The sequence below is a fragment of the Herbaspirillum huttiense genome, assembly GCF_004367745.1.
Classification (GTDB): Bacteria; Pseudomonadota; Gammaproteobacteria; order Burkholderiales; family Burkholderiaceae_D; genus Herbaspirillum; species Herbaspirillum huttiense.
Genome location: NZ_CP037993.1, coordinates 2,918,289 through 2,936,594 on the forward strand (window position 1 = coordinate 2,918,289; position 18,306 = coordinate 2,936,594).

Annotated in this window: 13 protein-coding genes; 3 read left to right on the plus strand and 10 right to left on the minus strand. The window is 63.7% G+C overall.

All coding sequences use genetic code 11. The annotated features are described in order from the left end of the window. Window positions 1-185 precede the first annotated feature (185 nt). Window positions 186-1,010, plus strand: a complete 825-nt coding sequence (locus E2K99_RS13215; RefSeq protein WP_121045592.1) for a universal stress protein — start codon at window positions 186-188, stop codon at window positions 1,008-1,010. A gap of 25 nt (window positions 1,011-1,035) precedes the next feature. Here the strand turns inward: E2K99_RS13215 and E2K99_RS13220 are convergent, their stop codons facing one another. Next, window positions 1,036-2,286, minus strand: a complete 1,251-nt coding sequence (locus E2K99_RS13220) for a PepSY-associated TM helix domain-containing protein (protein WP_134222506.1) — start codon at window positions 2,284-2,286, stop codon at window positions 1,036-1,038. A gap of 66 nt (window positions 2,287-2,352) precedes the next feature. After that, complete coding sequence (locus E2K99_RS13225; protein WP_420840917.1) at window positions 2,353-4,485, minus strand: TonB-dependent siderophore receptor; 2,133 nt, start codon at window positions 4,483-4,485, stop codon at window positions 2,353-2,355. A 282-nt stretch (window positions 4,486-4,767) separates the two neighbouring features. Between E2K99_RS13225 and E2K99_RS13230 the strand changes: the two genes are divergently transcribed. Continuing rightward, window positions 4,768-5,049 carry a PAAR domain-containing protein gene (locus tag E2K99_RS13230; RefSeq protein ID WP_134136447.1) on the plus strand — a complete coding sequence of 94 codons (282 nt, stop codon included), beginning with the start codon at window positions 4,768-4,770 and terminating at the stop codon, window positions 5,047-5,049. Between the two features lie 114 nt (window positions 5,050-5,163). Here the strand turns inward: E2K99_RS13230 and E2K99_RS13235 are convergent, their stop codons facing one another. From E2K99_RS13235 to E2K99_RS25520, 3 genes are all read right to left on the minus strand, one after another. Then, complete coding sequence (locus tag E2K99_RS13235) at window positions 5,164-8,967, minus strand: hybrid sensor histidine kinase/response regulator (RefSeq protein ID WP_134222508.1); 3,804 nt, start codon at window positions 8,965-8,967, stop codon at window positions 5,164-5,166. A 384-nt stretch (window positions 8,968-9,351) separates the two neighbouring features. Continuing rightward, the gene (locus tag E2K99_RS13240; protein ID WP_134222509.1) at window positions 9,352-9,732 is read right to left on the minus strand and encodes a hypothetical protein; all 381 of its coding nucleotides are present in this window, start codon (window positions 9,730-9,732) and stop codon (window positions 9,352-9,354) included. Window positions 9,733-9,745: 13 nt separating this feature from the next. After that, the gene (locus tag E2K99_RS25520; protein WP_157845750.1) at window positions 9,746-9,916 is read right to left on the minus strand and encodes a hypothetical protein; all 171 of its coding nucleotides are present in this window, start codon (window positions 9,914-9,916) and stop codon (window positions 9,746-9,748) included. 595 nt (window positions 9,917-10,511) lie between these two features. Between E2K99_RS25520 and E2K99_RS13245 the strand changes: the two genes are divergently transcribed. Next, a complete protein-coding gene (locus tag E2K99_RS13245; RefSeq protein ID WP_134222510.1) occupies window positions 10,512-12,710 on the plus strand; it encodes an ATP-binding protein in 2,199 nt (732 codons plus the stop codon). A 17-nt stretch (window positions 12,711-12,727) separates the two neighbouring features. On the opposite strand, the gene E2K99_RS13250 is transcribed toward E2K99_RS13245, so the two are convergent. The 5 genes from E2K99_RS13250 to pgi form a co-directional block, all read right to left on the minus strand. After that, entirely contained in the window at window positions 12,728-13,456 is a 729-nt protein-coding gene (locus E2K99_RS13250) for a response regulator (protein WP_134222511.1), read from the minus strand. After that, window positions 13,453-13,917 carry a response regulator gene (locus tag E2K99_RS13255; RefSeq protein ID WP_034330180.1) on the minus strand — a complete coding sequence of 155 codons (465 nt, stop codon included), beginning with the start codon at window positions 13,915-13,917 and terminating at the stop codon, window positions 13,453-13,455. Before E2K99_RS13255 ends, E2K99_RS13250 begins: the two co-directional genes overlap by 4 nt. A gap of 56 nt (window positions 13,918-13,973) precedes the next feature. Then, on the minus strand, window positions 13,974-15,578 hold the full coding sequence (locus tag E2K99_RS13260; protein ID WP_134222512.1) for a sensor histidine kinase: 1,605 nt from the start codon (window positions 15,576-15,578) through the stop codon (window positions 13,974-13,976). A 367-nt stretch (window positions 15,579-15,945) separates the two neighbouring features. After that, on the minus strand, window positions 15,946-16,479 hold the full coding sequence (locus E2K99_RS13265) for a hypothetical protein (protein ID WP_134222513.1): 534 nt from the start codon (window positions 16,477-16,479) through the stop codon (window positions 15,946-15,948). A 32-nt stretch (window positions 16,480-16,511) separates the two neighbouring features. Beyond that, entirely contained in the window at window positions 16,512-18,200 is a 1,689-nt protein-coding gene (gene pgi, locus E2K99_RS13270; RefSeq protein ID WP_134222514.1) for a glucose-6-phosphate isomerase, read from the minus strand. Between the last annotated feature and the right edge of the window lie 106 nt (window positions 18,201-18,306).

Genomic DNA, 18,306 nt, shown 5'->3' on the forward strand with positions numbered 1-18,306 from the left:
TACCGCAACCGTCATGCTTGTATGGAAACAAGCCGAAGATGCTTCCCTACAAGAGCCACGGGGCAGGATTGACATGCGTCAAGCAGTTCGGGATTTGCGCTGGACGCATGGAGGTGCCCGGCCTAATCTGCCTGCATGGCATCCCGCCCCGGATGTCTTCCCCCACGAATTTCCGAGGAGCCACCATGAGCTACAAGTCCATCCTGGTCCACGTCGACCAGTCGCGTCACGCCGCCCAGCGCATCCGCATTGCCGCCGAGCTGGCCCGCGCACAGCAGGCGCACCTGATCGGCAGCGCCGTCAGCGGCATCTCCAGCTTCATCACCATGGAAGGCGCGGCCTACATCGCGGCGCAGATGGATGGTTTCCGCGACCGCGCGCTGGCCGCGCTGGAAAATTTCGACAAGATCGCCAACAGCGTCGGCGTGCCCTCCTGCGAAAAGCGTTTCGTCGATGACGACGCCGAGGGTGGACTGGCCCTGCAGGCGCGCTATGCCGACCTGGTAGTGGTGAGCCAGGCCGACCTGGACGATGCCGATGACAGTTTCCTCACCGACCTGCCCGAGTACGTCATGCTCAATTCACCGCGCCCGGTGCTCATCATCCCCAGCGCCGGTGAATTCAAGCAGGTAGGCAAGAATGCCCTGATCGCTTGGGATGGCAGCATGGAATCGACCCGCGCCATCACGGCCGCCCTGCCCCTGCTGCGCCAGGCCGACAACGTGACGGTGGTGCTGTTCAACTCCGACAAGCGCCTGGGCACCCACGGCGAGCAACCCGGCGCCGACATCGCGCTCTATCTCGCGCGCCATGGCGTGAAGGTGGAAGTGGCACAGGAACAGACCACGCTCGATATCGGCAATGCCCTGCTCTCGCTGGCTGCCGACAAGGGCTCCGACCTGCTGGTCATGGGCGGCTACGGACACACCCGCTTCCGCGAAGTGCTGCTGGGCGGCGTGACGCTGACCATCCTCAAGACCATGACCCTGCCGGTGCTGATGGCGCACTGACACCGTCAGGATGCCTTGCGCGGCGTCACCGCGCTTCCACCACCGGCCCCTCGCGGGCCGGTGTCTTTTGAGCGGCCAGACGCTCGCGCTGCTGCAGCCGGGCACGGCGCTTGCGCACCCAGATGATCACGCCTGTTACCGACAGCATTGCCACCAGCACGCCCATCAGCGAGATCAGCACGCGTCCCGTCAGCCCGAGAATGCGGCCGGAATGCAGCGGGAATTGCGCCTGCAGGAAGATATCGCCTGCACTGCCGCGTCCCGGGATCTTGCCGCCTTCATAGGCGCCGCTCATGGCATCGAAATACAGCCAGGCATTGCCGAGGCCCACATCGCCATGGTCATTGCCCGGCTGGAAGAAGCCTACGCCATAGACCCCGAACATGCCCGAGTAGAAGACCCCGCCGACCGGCTCCGTCAGGCCCACCTTCTCGCCTTGCGCGCGTCCCAGCGCCACCGCTTCCTCGCGTGAAATACGCGGTTCCGGCACCTTCTCGGGCGCAATCGGCGTACGCGTGTCGAAGGGGCCCGCAGTCAGGGTGGAAACGCTTTGCAGAATCGGACGCATGACCTGCCGCTCCAGATTCATCGACACCGACGTCACCGCCAACACCAGCAGCAAGCCCCAGATCCAGACGCCGCCCGAGCGGTGCAGGTCGAAGTTGAGCTTGTGCCCACCCTCGCGCCAGCGGAAGGCCAGCGACTTGCGCCAGCTGCGCCAGTTGGGGAAGGACAGATAGAGCGCAATGAAGCAATCCAGCGCCCACACGATCCCGATGATGCCCATCAGCCAGATGCCGGTCTCGATCCCGCCCATGTCCGGCAGGTGCATCGTGTAATGCAGTTTGTAGAGGAAAGGCAGCAGGTTTTCACGCGCCAGCGAAATCGCGCCCCACATGCGGCGGCCCTGTATTTCACCGGTCACCGGATCGACCGCGATCTGGTTGTAATCCAGGACCGGCAGCTTGCCGGTAGCCGGATCCAGGCGCGGTTCGACCATCATGCTGATGGTATGGCCGGGCTCGGCTTCGGTGAGCACATAGGTCACGCGCAGCTTGGGCTCGGCCGCTTCCACGCGCCGCGCCAGTTCCAGCCCGGGCAAGGGCTGCCCGGCGTCCGGACGGTCGGCGCTGCGGGCATGGAACAGTTGCGGATTGAGCCAGGCATCCAGTTCGTGATCCCAGGAGATCAGCGCGCCGGTCACGCCGGCGATGAACAGGAACACGGCCACGGCCAGGCCGAACCAGCGATGGAGGAGGACGAGAAGTGCGCGCATGGGCTGGATTACCTGGCTAATTGGCGGAGTGATTCAGGGACTGCCGGGAGGGCGACCATGACCAGATCAGAAATCGACCTTGGCCGACACGCTGAAGGTACGCGGGTCACCCGGCTTGATGTAGTTCTCGTACTGGTATTGCCAGTAACGCTTGTCCAGCAGGTTGTTCACCGAGGCCCGGAAAGTCGTGTCGTGCTGGCCAATGCGCGTGGTGTAGCTGGCACCGAGGTTGAACAGCGTATAGCTGGCCAGTTCGATGTCGTTGGCGGCGCGGGCCATGGTGCTGCCGGTGAATTTGGCATCGGCGGAGAGCTTCAGGCCAGCGACTTGCGGCACCAGATAGGCGACCGATGCGGTCGCCATGTTGCGCGGCGCACCGGCCACGCGATTGCCGTTGTAGGTATTGCCCTTGTCGTACTTGGCATCCAGCAGCATGAGGCTGCCGGCCACTTGCCACTGCGCGGTCGGACGATAGGCTGCGCCCAGTTCCAGCCCCTGGTAGTTGGACTGGCCATCCTGCACCAGCGCCCCGTTGAGCGTGTATTCCGAGGCGCGTTCGATACGGAACAGCGCAGCGGTGGCACTCCAGTTCTGCTGATCGGTCTTGGCACCGACCTCGTACTGCTTGCTCTTGAGCGGCTTCAGCTGGCTGCCGTAGTTGGTGTCATCCTTGGACGGTACGCCGCCCTGCTCCAGCGATTCCACATAGCTGGTGTAAAGGGTGGTATTGCGCTCGGGCTTGAACATCAAGGCTACCGTAGGCGTCAAGGCCGACTTGTCGTAGCGCGAACTGAGGGTGCCGCTGGTGCTGAAATTATCCTGGCGGAACTGGTTGTAGCGGCCACCGGCCAGCAGCGACCAGCGCTCCGAGAAGTTCAGCGTATCGCTGGCGAAGACCGCCTGCTGGGTAATGATGGCGTTGTGATAGGTCTGCAGCGCGGTGCTGCTGTAATACGCATTGGTGTTCTGCGTATAGAGATTGCCGGTACCGATCTGCTTGTACACCGAGCTGATCGAATAATCATTCACCTGCTTTTGCGACGAGGCCCCCAGCACCAGCTGATGATCGATGCTGCCGGTGCGGGCATTGCCTTCCAGCATGGCCTGCCACTGGTCGAAGGTGTGGCCTTCGCGGCTGTCCGAGCGCCAGTCGGTGTAGTTGCCGGCGGCATCCGAGAGCATCGCGATGTCCTCATTGCGGAAGCGCTTGGAGGTGCTGTGGCTGTAGCTGAGGTTGGCCTTCCAGTCCGGGTTGAGGCGATAGGTCAGCCCGGTCTGGTAGAGCTGGAAGTTGGTATCGAGATGCTGGCCCGGACCGACCAGGGTCTTGTCGGCCCCGCTGACCACCGACGGCAGGCGGCTGCCGGTCAGGCTGCTGGTGACGACCGACGGCGTCTGGTCGGTGGAATTGCTGTTCTGCCAGATGGCCTGGAAATCCCAGGTCAGGTCGCGCGTGAGGCGTCCGTCCAGCGCCAGCGAAGCGGAATTGCGGCGGATGTGGCCTTCATTGAAGGTCTCGCCCTGGTCATGCGTGACATTGAGGCGATAGCCGAACATGTTGTCGTTGCCGAAGCGCCCGCCGAGATCGACGTGCTCGCTCCAGATGCTGTTGCTGGTATAGCCCACCGAGACGCTGCGCACCGGGGTGTCGGTCGGCTTCTTGGTGACGTAGTTGAGCACCCCGCCCGGCGAGCCGAAGCCATACATGAAACCGGCCGAGCCCTTGAGCAGGTCGACGCGCTCGAAGTGATCGTAGGGCAGCGTGATCCCATAGCCGAGGAAGGGCTTGCCATCGATGCGGAAGGAATTCTGCCAGTCCGCCGGCAAGCCGCGAATGGTGATGTACGAAGCCCAGGCGCTGTAGCCACCGCTGTTGTCGCTGACCGAGGCCTCGTTGTAGAACAGATCGCCGAGCTTGTTGACCTGCTTGTCGGCCAGATCCGCAGCCGTGATGCTGGTAACGGAAAAGGGTGTATCCAGCAGCGAACGCGATCCGAGCGCACCGGCGCTGGACTGGCTTTGCAGGTGCTGCGTTCCCTCGCCTGCAGCAGGGGCCGAGACGGTCACGGTCGGCAATTGGCCGGCGCTACTGTCATTGGCGGCAGCGGCCGCGCTGTCGGTGGCGGACTGCGCCAGCACCAGCGCAGGAGAGCCGGCCAGCGCCATGCTGATGAATACCGGACGGAGAGCACGGGACATGGCGCTGGGGCGGGCGCGCAGGGACGACTGGAGCAAGGGATTCCTCTTCATATTCATTTTATTTAATACGAACGATAATAGTTCTTATTTATTTTATGGAATATGACAGAAAAAGGAAACCTTCCTTACAAAGTTTCTGAAGTCCCTGCCCTGACTTCTCGAAATGATTCGACGCAGTGCTGCAAAAATTACTGATTGTGATTGATCTCTTGCCGCCTATGCGCCACAGGCTGAGCGATGGCTTTATCTTCCCTGCTTTTCCTCCTGTGAAAGAGAGTGCATATGACCAGGGCCATCATCCGCCTCGACGATCCGACCTCGCATGGCGGCGTTGTCCAGCAAGGATTTGACAATGTGAAGCTGTACGGCAAGCCCATGGCCGGGGTGGGCCATCGCGGCTACTGTCCGAAATGCCGATGTGAATTCATCATCCTGCCAGGTGAAGAAAACTACGAATACCTGGGCCGACGGGTGGCCGTGGAAGGGATGAAAACTTCATGTGGTGCCCTGCTCATCGCGACCCAGCAGTTGGCCAGGATCGCGCCAACCAAAGACGACGAATGATCGCCACGAAAAAATGGCCCGCTCACCGGGATGAGCAGGCCATGTTCTGCGCGCGGCAGCAGGAAGGAACCCGCCCTGCCCCACGCGCTCTCGCCGGGCATCACGCTGCAGGCATCACGCGGTCGCGATCTTCTTGAGTATCTCCTGCAGCTGGTCGATATCGTAGGGCTTGGGCAGCGCATGCGAGGCGAAGCCGACATTGCGCGCCACCATCGCGCCATAGCCAGAAGCGAAGATCACCGCCATTTCCGGGAAGCGCTCCAGCGCGCTCCTGGCAAGGTCCACGCCGGACATGCCGGGCAGATTGACGTCGGTGAAGAGCACATCGAAACTCTGCTCGCCCAGCGCCTGCTGCGCATCCTCCGCGCTGATCACGCCGCGTGCCTGGTGGCCCAGCGTTTCCAGCAATTCGCACACCAGTTGCTGGGAGTCGATGTTGTCTTCCACCACCAGCAGACGCAGGCCGCTGGCGGACCCGGCGACGGGTTCAGTTTCCGGTGCCATCACCACGCTGCCCGCGCTACCTGCCTGATCGAAATGCGTATCCTGGCCGTCGGGCTGGCGATGGCTGCCGCCTACCGGAAGGACGTGGAGCATGGCATTGGCGTCAGCACTGGCATTAGCCTGGTCGCGCTCGCGCGTCAGCTGTGCCAGTTCCACGCGATGCGCCCGGCCCGACAGCATCTGCCGGATGCGCTGCGCCAGCTGGTTGATGCGATATGGTTTGGACAGCAGCTCCACGCCCGCATCCAGCCGCCCTTCATGGACGATGGCGTCGCGCGGATAGCCGGAGGTGAACAGGATCTCGATCTCCGGCAACAACTGCCGTGCCTGGCGCGCCAGTTCAGTCACCGGCACGCTCCCGGGCATGACCACATCGGTGAACATCAGGTCGACCGGAATGCCGCTCTGCAGGATGGCCAGCGCGCGTTCACCATTGTCCGCCTTGAGCACACGGTAGCCCAGCGAGGACAGGGTATCGATCACCGTCAGTTGCAGGTTGGGATCGTCTTCCACCACCAGGATGGTTTCGTCGCCGCCGCGCACTTCCATGTCGCGGTTGTCGTCGATCACCACTTCCTGATCGATGCAGCGCGGGAAGTAGATGCGGATCGTGGTGCCCTTGCCCGCTTCGCTGTGCAGGCTGATGTGGCCCTTGCTCTGCTTGACGAAACCGTAGGCCATGGACAGACCCAGACCCGTGCCCTCACCTTCGCGCTTGGTCGTGAAGAAGGGCTCGAAGGCACGCTCGCGCACCTCGGGCGACATGCCGGCCCCGTTGTCGGAGATCTGCAGTTCCACGTAATCGCCCGGCGGCAGGTCGGCCTGCGAGAGGAAGGCGGGATCGCTCAGTTGCACATTGTCGATCTGCAGCGTGAGCCGTCCGCCATTGGGCATCGCATCGCGCGAATTGATGGCGGTGTTGATGATGAGGTTCTCGACCTGATTGGGGTCGAGCATGGTATTCCACAGATCATGCGTGATGACGGTGGAGATTTCGATGTTCTCGCCCACGGCCCGGCGCAGCAGGTCATCCATGTTCAGCACCACGCGTTCCAGATTGATGCTGCGCGGCTGCAGCGGCTGGCGGCGGGCAAAGGCCAGCAACTGCGAGGACAGCTTGGCACCGCGATCGACCGCGCCAATGGCGATGCGCACGCGCTGGCGGCTGCGGTCATCCAGGCGCGGATCGGTCTGCAGCAACTGCAGGTTGCCGCCGATGATCTGCAGCACGTTGTTGAAGTCGTGCGCCACGCCACCGGTCAGTTGGCCCACGGCTTCCATCTTCTGCATCTGGCGCAGCGCCGCTTCGGCGCGGCTGCGTTCGAGGATCTCCTCGACTACGCGCTGCTCCAGCGTGTCATTGAGTTCGCGCAGGGCATCTTCAGCGCGACGCCGTTCGGTGATGTCGGTAGACACCGCGATCATGGCCTGTGGCCTGCCCTCGCCGTCGACGATGCGGCTGATGTCGCTGGAGACCCAGAACGCGCTGCCATCAGGACGCAGGTAGCGCTTTTCCAGCGTGAAGGAACTGCCGTCGGCAATGCAACGCTTGAACAGCGTCATGTTCATCGGCACGTCATCAGGATGAGTGACGTCGGCCAGGGTCATCTGCAGCATCTCGGCCTCGGTGCGGCCCAGCATGCGGCACAGCGCCTGGTTCACGCGCAGATAGCGGCCCTCCAGGTCCAGTTCGGAGAAGCACACCGAGGCCTGGTTGAAGATGGCGGTCAGGCGATTCTCGCTCCACGACAGCGCCTGCATGCCGCGCCGCCGTTCGGTCAGATCGATGAAGGTGCACAACGCACCTTGCAGCTCACCATCCTGCCAGACCGGATGGGCCTGGTATTGCACCGGGAAACTGCTGCCATCGACGCGCAGGAAATCTTCGCTCTCCACGTGCGTGGTCACGCCGTCACGGGCGGCCTTGAGCACGGCACATTCGCCGCGCGCGCCGCTGCCATCGTCGGCTGAAGTGAGGATCACCTCGTGGATCGAGCGGCCCAGCACATCCTTCTCGCCGGCATAGCCGAGCAATTTCAGGAAGGCCGCATTGCACAGCGTGACGATGCCCTCGCGGTCGATCGAGAAGAAGCCCTGGTCGGTGGAATCCAGCAGTTGGCGCACGAAGGCATTGTTGGCCCGCACGCTGGCTTCGGAAGCGGCCAGTGCCTGCTCCATCAGCTTGCGCGAGGTGACGTCGAACACCACCCCTACATAACGCGAACCGGCACGCGGATCGTCTTGCACCACCTCGCCTTTGCGCGCCAGCCAGCGCTGTTCGCCGTCGGGGCGGGTGATGTGGTATTCGGTATATTCCAGCGGATTGCGCGGACCGCCTTCCTTGATGCGCGAGGTGCCCAGGTTCGGGTGGAATTCTTCATCGATCATGTCCACCAGTTGCTGCGAGGTGACCTCGCCTTCGGCCGGCAGACCCCACAAGCGGCGGAATCGATCCGAGACCGCCAGCTTGCCGGAGACCGGGAACCATTCAAAGATGCCGATCCCGCCCGCGCGGTCGACGATGCGCAGGCGCTCTTCGGCCACGAAGCGTTCGGTAACATCATTGCCCTCAATGAAGATCCCGGCCACCTGGCCATCGGCGCCCTTGATGGGCTGGAACACGAAGTCCAGCACGGCCCCCTCGAAACCGGTCTCATGCGCGCGCCGCAGGAACAGGCGCGCACCGCGTTCGGTATAGGTCTGCCCGGTCTGGTAGACGCGGTCCAGCAATTCGTAGAGGTTTTCGTCCAGCAGCTCGGGCAGCGCTTCCCGCGCCGGCAGGCCCAATACCGGCCGGTCACCGAAGAGCTTGAAGTAGGCCCCATTGACGCGTTCGAATACGTGCTGCGGACCGCGCACCACGGCCTTGAAACTGGGCGACTGCTCCATCAGGTCGCGCAGCATGTCGGTGTGCGCCAGCGCGGCATCCAGACCGGTAGAGCGCACCAGCGTGCAGAGTACGCCGGCCACTTGCGCGGGCTGATCATCGGCCGCGTCTTCCCACACCGGTACGCAAGTCAGGTCCCATTGATCGGGTGTGCCCGCTGCTGCAGCGGCAGCGGGAAACAGTGATACCCGGCTCAGTTGCTGTTGCCGGCCCTTGAAGGCCGCACCGATTGCCGCTTCGCAGAGGCGCGCGGCACCCCGCCACAGCGCGGACTCGCTCAGGCGCGCACCGAAGGCCGCCGGATGGGCCGTACCGATACAGGCGGCGAAGGCATCGTTGTAAAGCATCTGGCGTGCTGTCCCCCAGACCAGCAGACTCGGCAGGGGTGAATGCATTGCGATGTTGAGAGAGGTGCGCAGGGTCGGCGACCATTGCGCCGGCGCACCCAGGGGACTTGTGGTCCAGTCGGTTGCCGTGACGATCTGCGCGGCCAGGCCTGTGCCGCGCAACCAAGAAATGTCTGCCATGTCGTGAAACTTACCTTTAAGCCTAGCTTTGAGCACCGAGGTCGGTCTCGCGAAAGACGAGGCTTGCGCCGTCATGCTCCCGCGGGTCCCTTCATTGTTGTTCGCATCCGCTTGGAGCAGGCCCGTGAAGACGGGCGCAAGCACCCGGCGCGCCTGCTGCGTGCCGCCGATGATTATACGGGAAGCCGGCGCCGCTTCCGGGGCCGCTCTCAGCCCACGGAAAAACATCCACCGGCCGCAACACCGCATGGGACAGGCATCTGCGCAGTCTTCCTGTTTTCCTACACGAAATTGCGCCGAGCACCTACGCGCGCCCTTCCCGCAGGACGGCGCGCGAAGTGAATATTCAACTGATGCAATTGGCGCAATTGGCGCAAGGCGCGCTCAGCTGTCGGGCTGGCTTTTCTTTTTCAGCGCCCGCTCCTCACGCAGCAAGCGGTTGAGTTCGGCCAGTTCCTGTACCGCTTCCTGGGTCAGGATCACGGGCTCGTTGGGCCGGTAGGCACGGCCGCCGAGACGGCCGTTCATGCCGATGTAAGCCCGCGCACAGCGCCGCCGGTAGGCCAGGATATCTTCCTCGCCGTGCAGTGGCTGGCCGGCGCTGTCCTGCGCCGGTTCCGGGTAAGCCGGCATCGCCAGTGGTTCGGGCTCGGCATCCGCCGCGGCGTGGCCCTGCGAGGCGATATGGTTGCGGTAGGCCGTCCAGTCGCCCTGGGCAATGGCGATCAGCGGATCATAAGGATGGGTGGAATCAGACTTGTCCATGAGGCTACCCTGCTCAAAGATCCGGCGCTGACCACTTGCGCCGGGCTGGTTGCAACGTCAGCTTGTCCTGTGCGGCATCGCGAAGGACCTGCGCATGCAGGCGCTCGCGCTGCCACTGATCGACCAGTCGCGTCGTCTGGCCGACACTGCGATCGATTTTTTCCCTGTGTTTCATCGACAGCATGGGGTGTTCGCTCCCTGATGGTTCACCGGCTGCCCTGCTGCCTCCCGCTTCCGATGACAATTCATTTTAGCCGCGTCCGCCCAAACTGGAAGAGGCTGATGCAGCCGTTGTCCACGAATTGTCACTGCAAAAGTGCTCACAGCGCAGGGCCGGAATTTTCTTTTCCCATGTGGCATCAATCGGATCCCCTCATCCTGCAGGAAGACCGACCGTGCCGCGTTGTTTCTGCGAGTTTTGAGGATCTTAGAACCTCGCACGGATGAGTCCTATCGGACTGCGCCCGATTGATTTGTAGGACAAAGTGGAAGAGCCCCCTTGACGGCGATACTACCCGGATCGTCATTTGTCGCGTGGTGGAATTAAATGTTGTTCAGCCTGCACGCAACTTTGCGATGACGCCTATAATTGGCATTTCCCGAAGCCAAGAATGCGCATCATTTGCCATCGCAGCCACTGGTCACGAGCCAGCATCTGCCGGACGTGAGACCGGGGTCTCCCGGATGCCCTTGCCTTCGCCCCCCCACCTTGTCGGCGCGCGCGCATCAGCGCATCGGCAGTTCGACGTCCTGCAGTGCAGGCATCGAGAAAGTAGTGAATGAGCAATCCGTATCACGCAAGCCGCCGGCGACCGGTCGACCTGAGCAATTGTGATCAGGAGCCGATCCACATCCCCGGATCCATCCAGAATCATGGTGCCCTCCTGTGCTTCACGCCCGAGGGCAAGATTGCCACGCGCAGCGTCAATGCGGCTGCCTTGCTGGGCGACTTGCCGGAGGTGGGACAGCCCCTGGAGGAGGCCCATCTCAACGCTGCGGCCCGCGCCGTGATCCAGGCGGCACTGGAAGACCGCCATGGCTACGTCGACTCGCGCATGATCACGCTGGCCTCCGGTGCCTTCGACCTGGTCACGCACAAATCCGAAGGCGTGCTCATCGCCGAATTTGAACAGCGTCCCGCCGATGCGCTGTCGCTGGAGTCGTTCGCCCTGGCCGCGCATCAGGCCATCCAGCGCATCCAGCGCCAGCCCGGCGTGGAAGACCTGCTGACGCTGGCGGTCGACGAGATCGCCCGCATCACCGGCTTCGACCGCGTGATGGCCTATCGCTTCCTGCATGACGACAGCGGCGAAGTGATCGCCGAGCACAAGCGCGAGGACCTCGAACCTTTCCTCGGCCAGCGTTATCCGGCCAGCGACATCCCGGCGCAGGCACGCCGCCTGTACGTCATCAATCCGATCCGCCTGATCGCCGACGTAACCGCCTCCACCGTGGCGCTGGAACCGGATCACAATCCGCTCACCGGCCGTCCGCTGGACCTCAGCCACAGCATGCTGCGCAGCGTCTCGCCGGTGCACATCGAATACCTCAGCAACATGGGCGTGGGTGCCTCCATGAGCCTGTCGATCGTGATCGGCGAACGCCTGTGGGGCCTGATCGCCTGCCATCACATGAGCGCGCACCTCGTGCCGCATGCGGTGCGCATGTCATGCCAGCTGCTCTCGCAATTCGTGAGTGCCCTGGTGGAACGCAATCTCAACGGCGAGCGCGCCCGTGCGCTGGAGTACAGCGCAGACCTGCGCCGCAAGATCGTGGCCCAGGTCACCGACCGGGAAGACATCGTGCTGGCCCTGGCGGCTGACCATGAGGGCTTCCTGCGACTGATGAATGCGCACGGTGGCGCCATCTCCATGGAGCGCAAGACCCAGGTCTTCGGCAAGGCTCCCTCGCGCGAAGGCGTCAACGCGCTCATCAACTGGCTCAACGAAAACGAGCCGGGCGACTTCTTCTCCACCAGTGCGCTGGGGGCCGATGTGCCGGCACTCAAGGCGGCGCTGGGCGATATCTGCGGCGTGCTGGCCGTGCGTTTCTATCGCGAACAGGATGGCTACGCCTTCTGGTTCCGCACCGAGCAGGTGGAAGACGTCCGCTGGGGCGGCAATCCGGAAAAGAAATACAGCATCGGTCCGCTCGGTCCGCGTCTGACTCCGCGCGGCTCCTTCGCGGTCTGGAAGGAAACGGTACGCGGCAAGAGCCTGCCGTGGGCCAAGACCGAAACCGAAATCGCCAACCAGTTGCGAATGGACTTCCAGGAAGTGGCGCTGTCCAACGAAAACATGGTCAAGCGCGCCCGCGAAACCCTGCTGGCGACGCTGGGCCATGACCTGCGCGATCCGCTGCAGGCCATCATGATGGCAGCGCGCATGATCGAGGTGCGCGAGCATTCGCCGTCCAGCTCCAACCTGAGCAAGCGCATCTCGTCCTCATCAAGCCGCATGCATCGCCTGATCTCCCAGGTGCTCGACATCAGCCGCCTGCAAAGCGGCATGGGGCTGGACATCCAGCGCCGTCCGGTGGATGTGCGCAAGATGGTCACCGAGATCGTCAACGAAGCGCGCATGGCCTACCCCGACAACGAGATCATCCTCGAAGCGGAAGACTGCGGCGAAATCGAACTCGATGGCGACCGCATCAGCCAGGTGGTCTCCAACCTGCTGTCGAACACCCGCCATCATGGCGAGATCGGTACGCCCTCGACCCTGATCGTGTTCCGCCGCGACGACGTACTGACGCTCTCGGTCTCCAACCACGGTCCGGCCATCCCGATGGCGGTGCGCGAGCACATGTTCAAGCCCTACAAGAAGGAATCCATGGGCAATCAGCGCAATGCGCGCGGACTGGGACTGGGCTTGTACATCGTCAGCGAGATCGTCAACGGACACGGCGGCAAGATCGACCTCAACTGCGATCACCACATCATCACCTTCACCGTCACCTTGCCCATCCTGCCGGCCTGAACCGGCTGGATGGCGCATCAAGGCCAGTCCCGCTCCTGCTCCGGCGGCGCGCCGGAGTGAATGCGGTGCCGGGCCAGCAGGTCTTCCACCCACTGCGACTGCGCCCGCGCATGGCGCTCGATCACCTGCAAGCCCTTGTGCAGGTTGGCGGCATCCGTCCCGCCTTGCAGCAGGTAATCGGTCCAGCCGAGGATGGCATTGAGCGGCGGGCGCAGTTCCTGTGACAGCGTCCGCAGGAAGGCATCGCGTGCGCTGCGCAGGCGCTCGATCTCGGCCTGCGCCGCCTGCACCTCAGCCAGCAGCGCGTCGCGCTCGGCCTGCAGCTGGCGCACCCGCTCATCAATCTGCCCGGCATCACCGGCCTGCCGCTGCTGCGCCAGCACGCGCTGCACGCATTGTGGCAAGTGGTCGAGGTAATCACTGGTCTTGGGCAGTACGTCGGCTACACCAGCCCGCAAGGCTTCGATGATGCGCATTTCATCCGACATGCCCGAGACCATGATGGCCGGGATCCCCATGCCCGCAGCCCGCAGGCTGCGGAAGAAATCCAGACCACTGTCCAGCGCCTGCAGGTTGTAGTCCACGATCAGCAGATCGGGCAACTCCTCTTGCACGGCCGCCTGGGCGGACTCGGCATCGGCCACGGCGGTGACACGGTATCCCTGCTTCCTGAGCACACGGCCGGCCAGAGCCAGCAGGCCTTCGTCATCCTCCAGTACCAGCACATGGACGGTCGCACCGCTCATCGGGAATCGCTCTCCCGCACCGGCGCGCCTGGCGGCGGCAGCTTGACCACCTGCAGGAAGAAGCCCAGCCGCCGCACCGCTTCGATGAAGTCGTCGTATTCCACCGGCTTGGTGATGTAGACATTGCAGCCCACTTCATAGCAATGGGCGATCTCGCGCGGATCGTCGGTCGTGGTCAGCATGATTACCGGGATGGCCGCCGTGGCCGCATCCTGCTTCATTCGCCGCAGCACCTCCACCCCATTCACGCGCGGCATGTTCACGTCCAGCAGCACCACCACCTGCTGCAGGTCGGTCCGCCCCAGCTCGCCCCCGAAAAAATGATCCAGCGCTTCCTGCCCGTCGCGCAGGCGCTGGAAGCCGTTGACCAGCCCGGCGCGCCGCAGGTTCTTCTCGACCAGCACGGCATGGCCGTCGTCGTCTTCGACCAGGATGATGTTGACGCTCTGCTCTGTGGCCATCTCGTTCCCCCTTGTCCGTTGTTGATCCCTGTTTGTCCGATACGGTCTGACTGCGTTCAGAACACCGGCGGGCGGGCCGGCAGGGCGACGTAGAAACAGCTGCCCTGCCCTTCGACCGATTCCACCCAGATGCGGCCGCCGTGCCGCTCCACCACCCGCTTGACCAGTGCCAGGCCGATGCCTTCGCCCTTGGCGGCGTTGCCGTGCAGGCGCTGGAAAGCGATGAACATCTTGTCCATGTAGGCGGCGGGAATGCCGAGCCCGTTGTCGCGCACGAAATAGGTCACCAGACTGGGTGCCGCCACCACGCTGTCGGCCTGCGGCACGTGACCGATGGTGATGTGGCCCGGACGGCCCGGATCAAGATAGTTGACGGCATTGCCCACCAGGTTGCCGAGCACCTGCTCTACCGAGGTCGGATCGCCATAGGCCGGCGGCAGGTCCGCTTCGATCTCGACCCGGGCGGATTTGGCGCGGATGCTGCCGCTCATGGCGGCGACGATGCGGGTAACGATGGCATGCATGTCCAGCATGACTGGCTGGTATTCAACACGGCCAGCACGGGACAGTCGCAACATGGCGTCAATAATCCCGGCCGAGCGTGTCACGGCATTCTGGATGAAGCGCAGCGATGTATGGATGTCCTCTTCGACAAGCGTGCGCAGGCGTTGCCGGTCCGGTTCGGGCAGGGCCAGGCGATCCACCTCGTCCAGCAGATCCCGGGTGGCATGGGTGATCTCCTTGCTGAAGCCCTGCAGGTTCACCAGCGGCGAGCGCAGGTCATGCGAGACGCTGTAGATGAACATCTCATTGTCCTGGGTCTGCTGGCGCAGGTCGGTGTTGACGTCGGCCAGTTCGCGCGCGCGCTGCTCCAGTTCCTCGCGGTAACCCTGGCCCTGGCGCGCGACTTCGGCGAGGCGCTCGCTGCTGCGATGCAGGGCATCGTCGAGCAGGGATATCTCATCATGGCCACCTACCCGCGCCGCCAGCGGCTGGCCATCGGCCAGGCGGCGGGCATTGCCGGTGAGCACGCCGATGCGGGTGCTGATATTGCGCGTAAACGCCAGCGAGGCCAGTGCGGCCGTCACGATGGAAACCAGCACCGCCAAGATCAGCAGCCAGGTCTGCGAGCGGCGTGCCGCCTGCAGGCGCTCGCTGCGTTCGGCACCCAGACGCCGCTCTTCGGCCACGAAGTTGTCGAGCAGATTGAGGAAGGTGGAGAGCCGGTGTGCGCCCTGTTCGTCGCGCAACTGGCGGATCAGGTCGTCGCGCTGGCCGCGCATGAGGCGCTCGCGGGCACCGTCGTCCCAGCTGCGGTAACTGGCAATGGACTCATGCACCGTGCGTACCGCCGCGCTTTGCGACGCGTTGTCGGCAACCAGCCGCGCAAGCTCGCCGGTCTTGACCTCGATGTCGGCCCACAGGTCGCCCCGGCTCAGGGTGTCCGGCAGGTCCAGCAGCACCGCATTGCGCACGCGCGCTGCCTCCAGCAGCATCGGCTCCCGCAGTTCGGCGGCCTTGTTCATCACCTGCAGGGAATGCGAGGCCCAGCCCTCGGCATCCTCGGCATCGGCCTGGACCTTGAACAGCGCTCCCAGCAGCAGCACTTCAAACAGGCTTGGGATGGCAACGATCAGCAAGCCCTTGGTCAGCAATCTCATGTGCATTCGCCCGCTTCATGATCATTCTTACGGTGCAAAGCCACCGGTCAAGCGCTGCCGCGACACGTTGCCCGGCGAGCGCCAGGTTGCATCGGACTGCCACGGGCTTGACCTGCAGTGCGCCCCCTTCGGCGTTTCCTTGTTGTTCTGTCCTGCGCACGTCCCTGTTTGCTTGCGGCCCTGGATCACGTTGATCCGGTCCCGCAGACGTGCGTTTCTGGTAATCAATTGTTACGCACGATTATAAACTCACAATATGCCCGCACGTGTGCGCGATGGCAAGCGTCAATGCAAAAGCCCGGCAGGACACTGCCGGGCTCGGATGAAACGAGGCTATTCGGCGCCCGGGCCGTGGTGCCCTGCGCCCCTACGCATTCACGGGCTGCGGCTGGGAAAGCGGATCAAAGTCGGTCCAGTCGCCCGCGCGGATGTTGCCCTCGGCGCGTTCCAGATCGCTGCCGTCCACGCCTTGCAGCAGGCGGATGACCTTCAGGCATTGTGGTTCGTCCTCCACGGCGACTGCTACCAGCATCCCTGCCAGACGCCGCGGCGGCGTGACCTCATCGGTCGCTGCCAGGCTGCCGACCAAGCCACCGAGATGGCCGCCGACCAGACCGCCCAGGGCGGGGCCGAGCGGGCCCGTCACTGGGGCGGTGGCCAGACCGGCAGCCGCTCCCGCACCGGCGCCCGCTGCAACACCGACGGCGGCACCGCGGTCGGTATCTTCGGCACCGGGTGATTTGTCGCGATCGCCGCCGACCGCAAAGCGGTCATGCTGGCCCGCCGGGTTGACGAAAAAACTGCTGATCCGGTCTCGTGCAAAGCCGGCCTCTTCCAGCACCGAGACCGCATGCGTGGCGTCTTCCTGCAAATCGAAACGGGCGGCGATGATGGTGCTCATGGTCTCTCCTGCGCAAGGGCGGGCAGCGCGGCTCAATCGTTCTGATCGGACCAGGCGCCGCGATAACGTCGAATCAGGGCGTTGGTGGAACTGTCATGGTGCAGCGGTTCGGCCGGGTCGAGCAGCTGGCGCGCGGTGCGCTTGGCCAGCTGCTTGCCCAGCTCGACGCCCCACTGATCGAAGGAGTCGATGTTCCAGATCACGCCCTGAGTAAAGACGCTGTGCTCGTACAAGGCCACCAGCGTGCCCAGGCTGTGGGGCGTGAGCCGCTCGACCAGCATGCTGTTGCTGGGACGGTTGCCAGGGAAGACGCGATGCGGCGTCAAGGATTCCGGCGTACCCTCTTCCCGCACCCGCTGCGCATTCTTGCCGAAGGCCAGCGCCTCGGCCTGGGCAAACATGTTGGCCATCAGCAGCGCATGGTGGTCGCCAAGCACTTCTACCGGCTGGCAGAAGCCGATGAAATCACAGGGAATCATCTGCGTGCCCTGGTGCAGCAACTGGTAGAAGGAATGCTGGCCGTTGATGCCGTTGTCGCCCCAGTAAACCGGTGAGGTCTGGTAGTCCACGGCATCGCCCTGCAAATTCACCTGCTTGCCATTGCTCTCCATGGTCAGCTGCTGCAGGTAGGCCGGCAGGCGCTTCAGGTATTGGCTGTAAGGCAGCACCGCCTGACTCGTGGCACCGAAGAAATTGGTGTACCAGACGGTCAGCATGCCGAGGATGGCCGGCACGTTGGCTTCCAGCGGGGCCGTACGGAAATGTTCATCCATGGCATGGAAGCCGGCCAGCATCTCGCGGAAATGTTCAGGCCCGATGGCGATCATGGTGGACAGCCCGATGGCACTGGTCATCGAATAGCGGCCACCGACCCAATCCCAGAAACCGAACATGTTCTGCGGATCAATGCCGAAGCGGCTGGCCTCCTCGATGTTGGTGGTGACCCCGACGAAATGACGGGCCACCGCCGCTTCCTCGCCCAACTGCCGCACCAGCCAGTCGCGCGCCGCGCGCGCATTGGTGGTGGTTTCGAGCGTGGTGAAGGTTTTGGAACAAACGATGAAGAGCGTCTCCTCGGCGGGCAGGTGGCGCACCGTTTCCAGCAGCGCGGCACCGTCCACGTCCGAGAGGAAGTGAAGAGACAGGTCCGGTTGCGCATAGGGACGCAATGCCTCGTACGCCATCATCGGGCCGAGGTCGGAGCCGCCGATGCCGATGTTGACGACGTGGCGAATGCGACGGCCGGTGTGGCCTGTCCATGCACCGCTGCGGACCTGTTCGGCGAAGGCCTCCATGCGGGAGAGCACCTCTTGCACCGATGCGATCACGTCCTCGCCTTCGACCACCAGGCGTGCGTCGGCAGGCATGCGCAGGGCCGTGTGCAAGACCGAGCGCTGCTCGGTGGCATTGATGCGGTCACCGCGGAACATGGCCTCGATGCGATCCTGCAGGTCGCACTGGCGGGCCAGGTTCATCAGGAGGGTCATGGTCTCGGTGGTGACCAGGTTTTTGGAATAGTCGAGATAGATGCCGGCGGCTTCGGCCACCAGTTTTTCACCGCGTTTGTCATCGGCGGCGAAGAGACGCTCCAGCCGGAAATGGCGGGCGCTGTATTGATGGTGTTCCTGCAGGGCGATCCAGGCGCTCTTCTCGGTTAGCGACTGGCGCTGGCCATAGGTGAACAGCGGCAGCTGCAGATCGGCGGCGGGCAACTTGGTCATGCGCAAACTCCTTGTACAACATGGCGGGGCCGGCGGAGATGCCGGTATCGCGTCATGGTAGTGGCCGGAGACAAATGCACGACATCGGACGGCGGAACATTTCCAT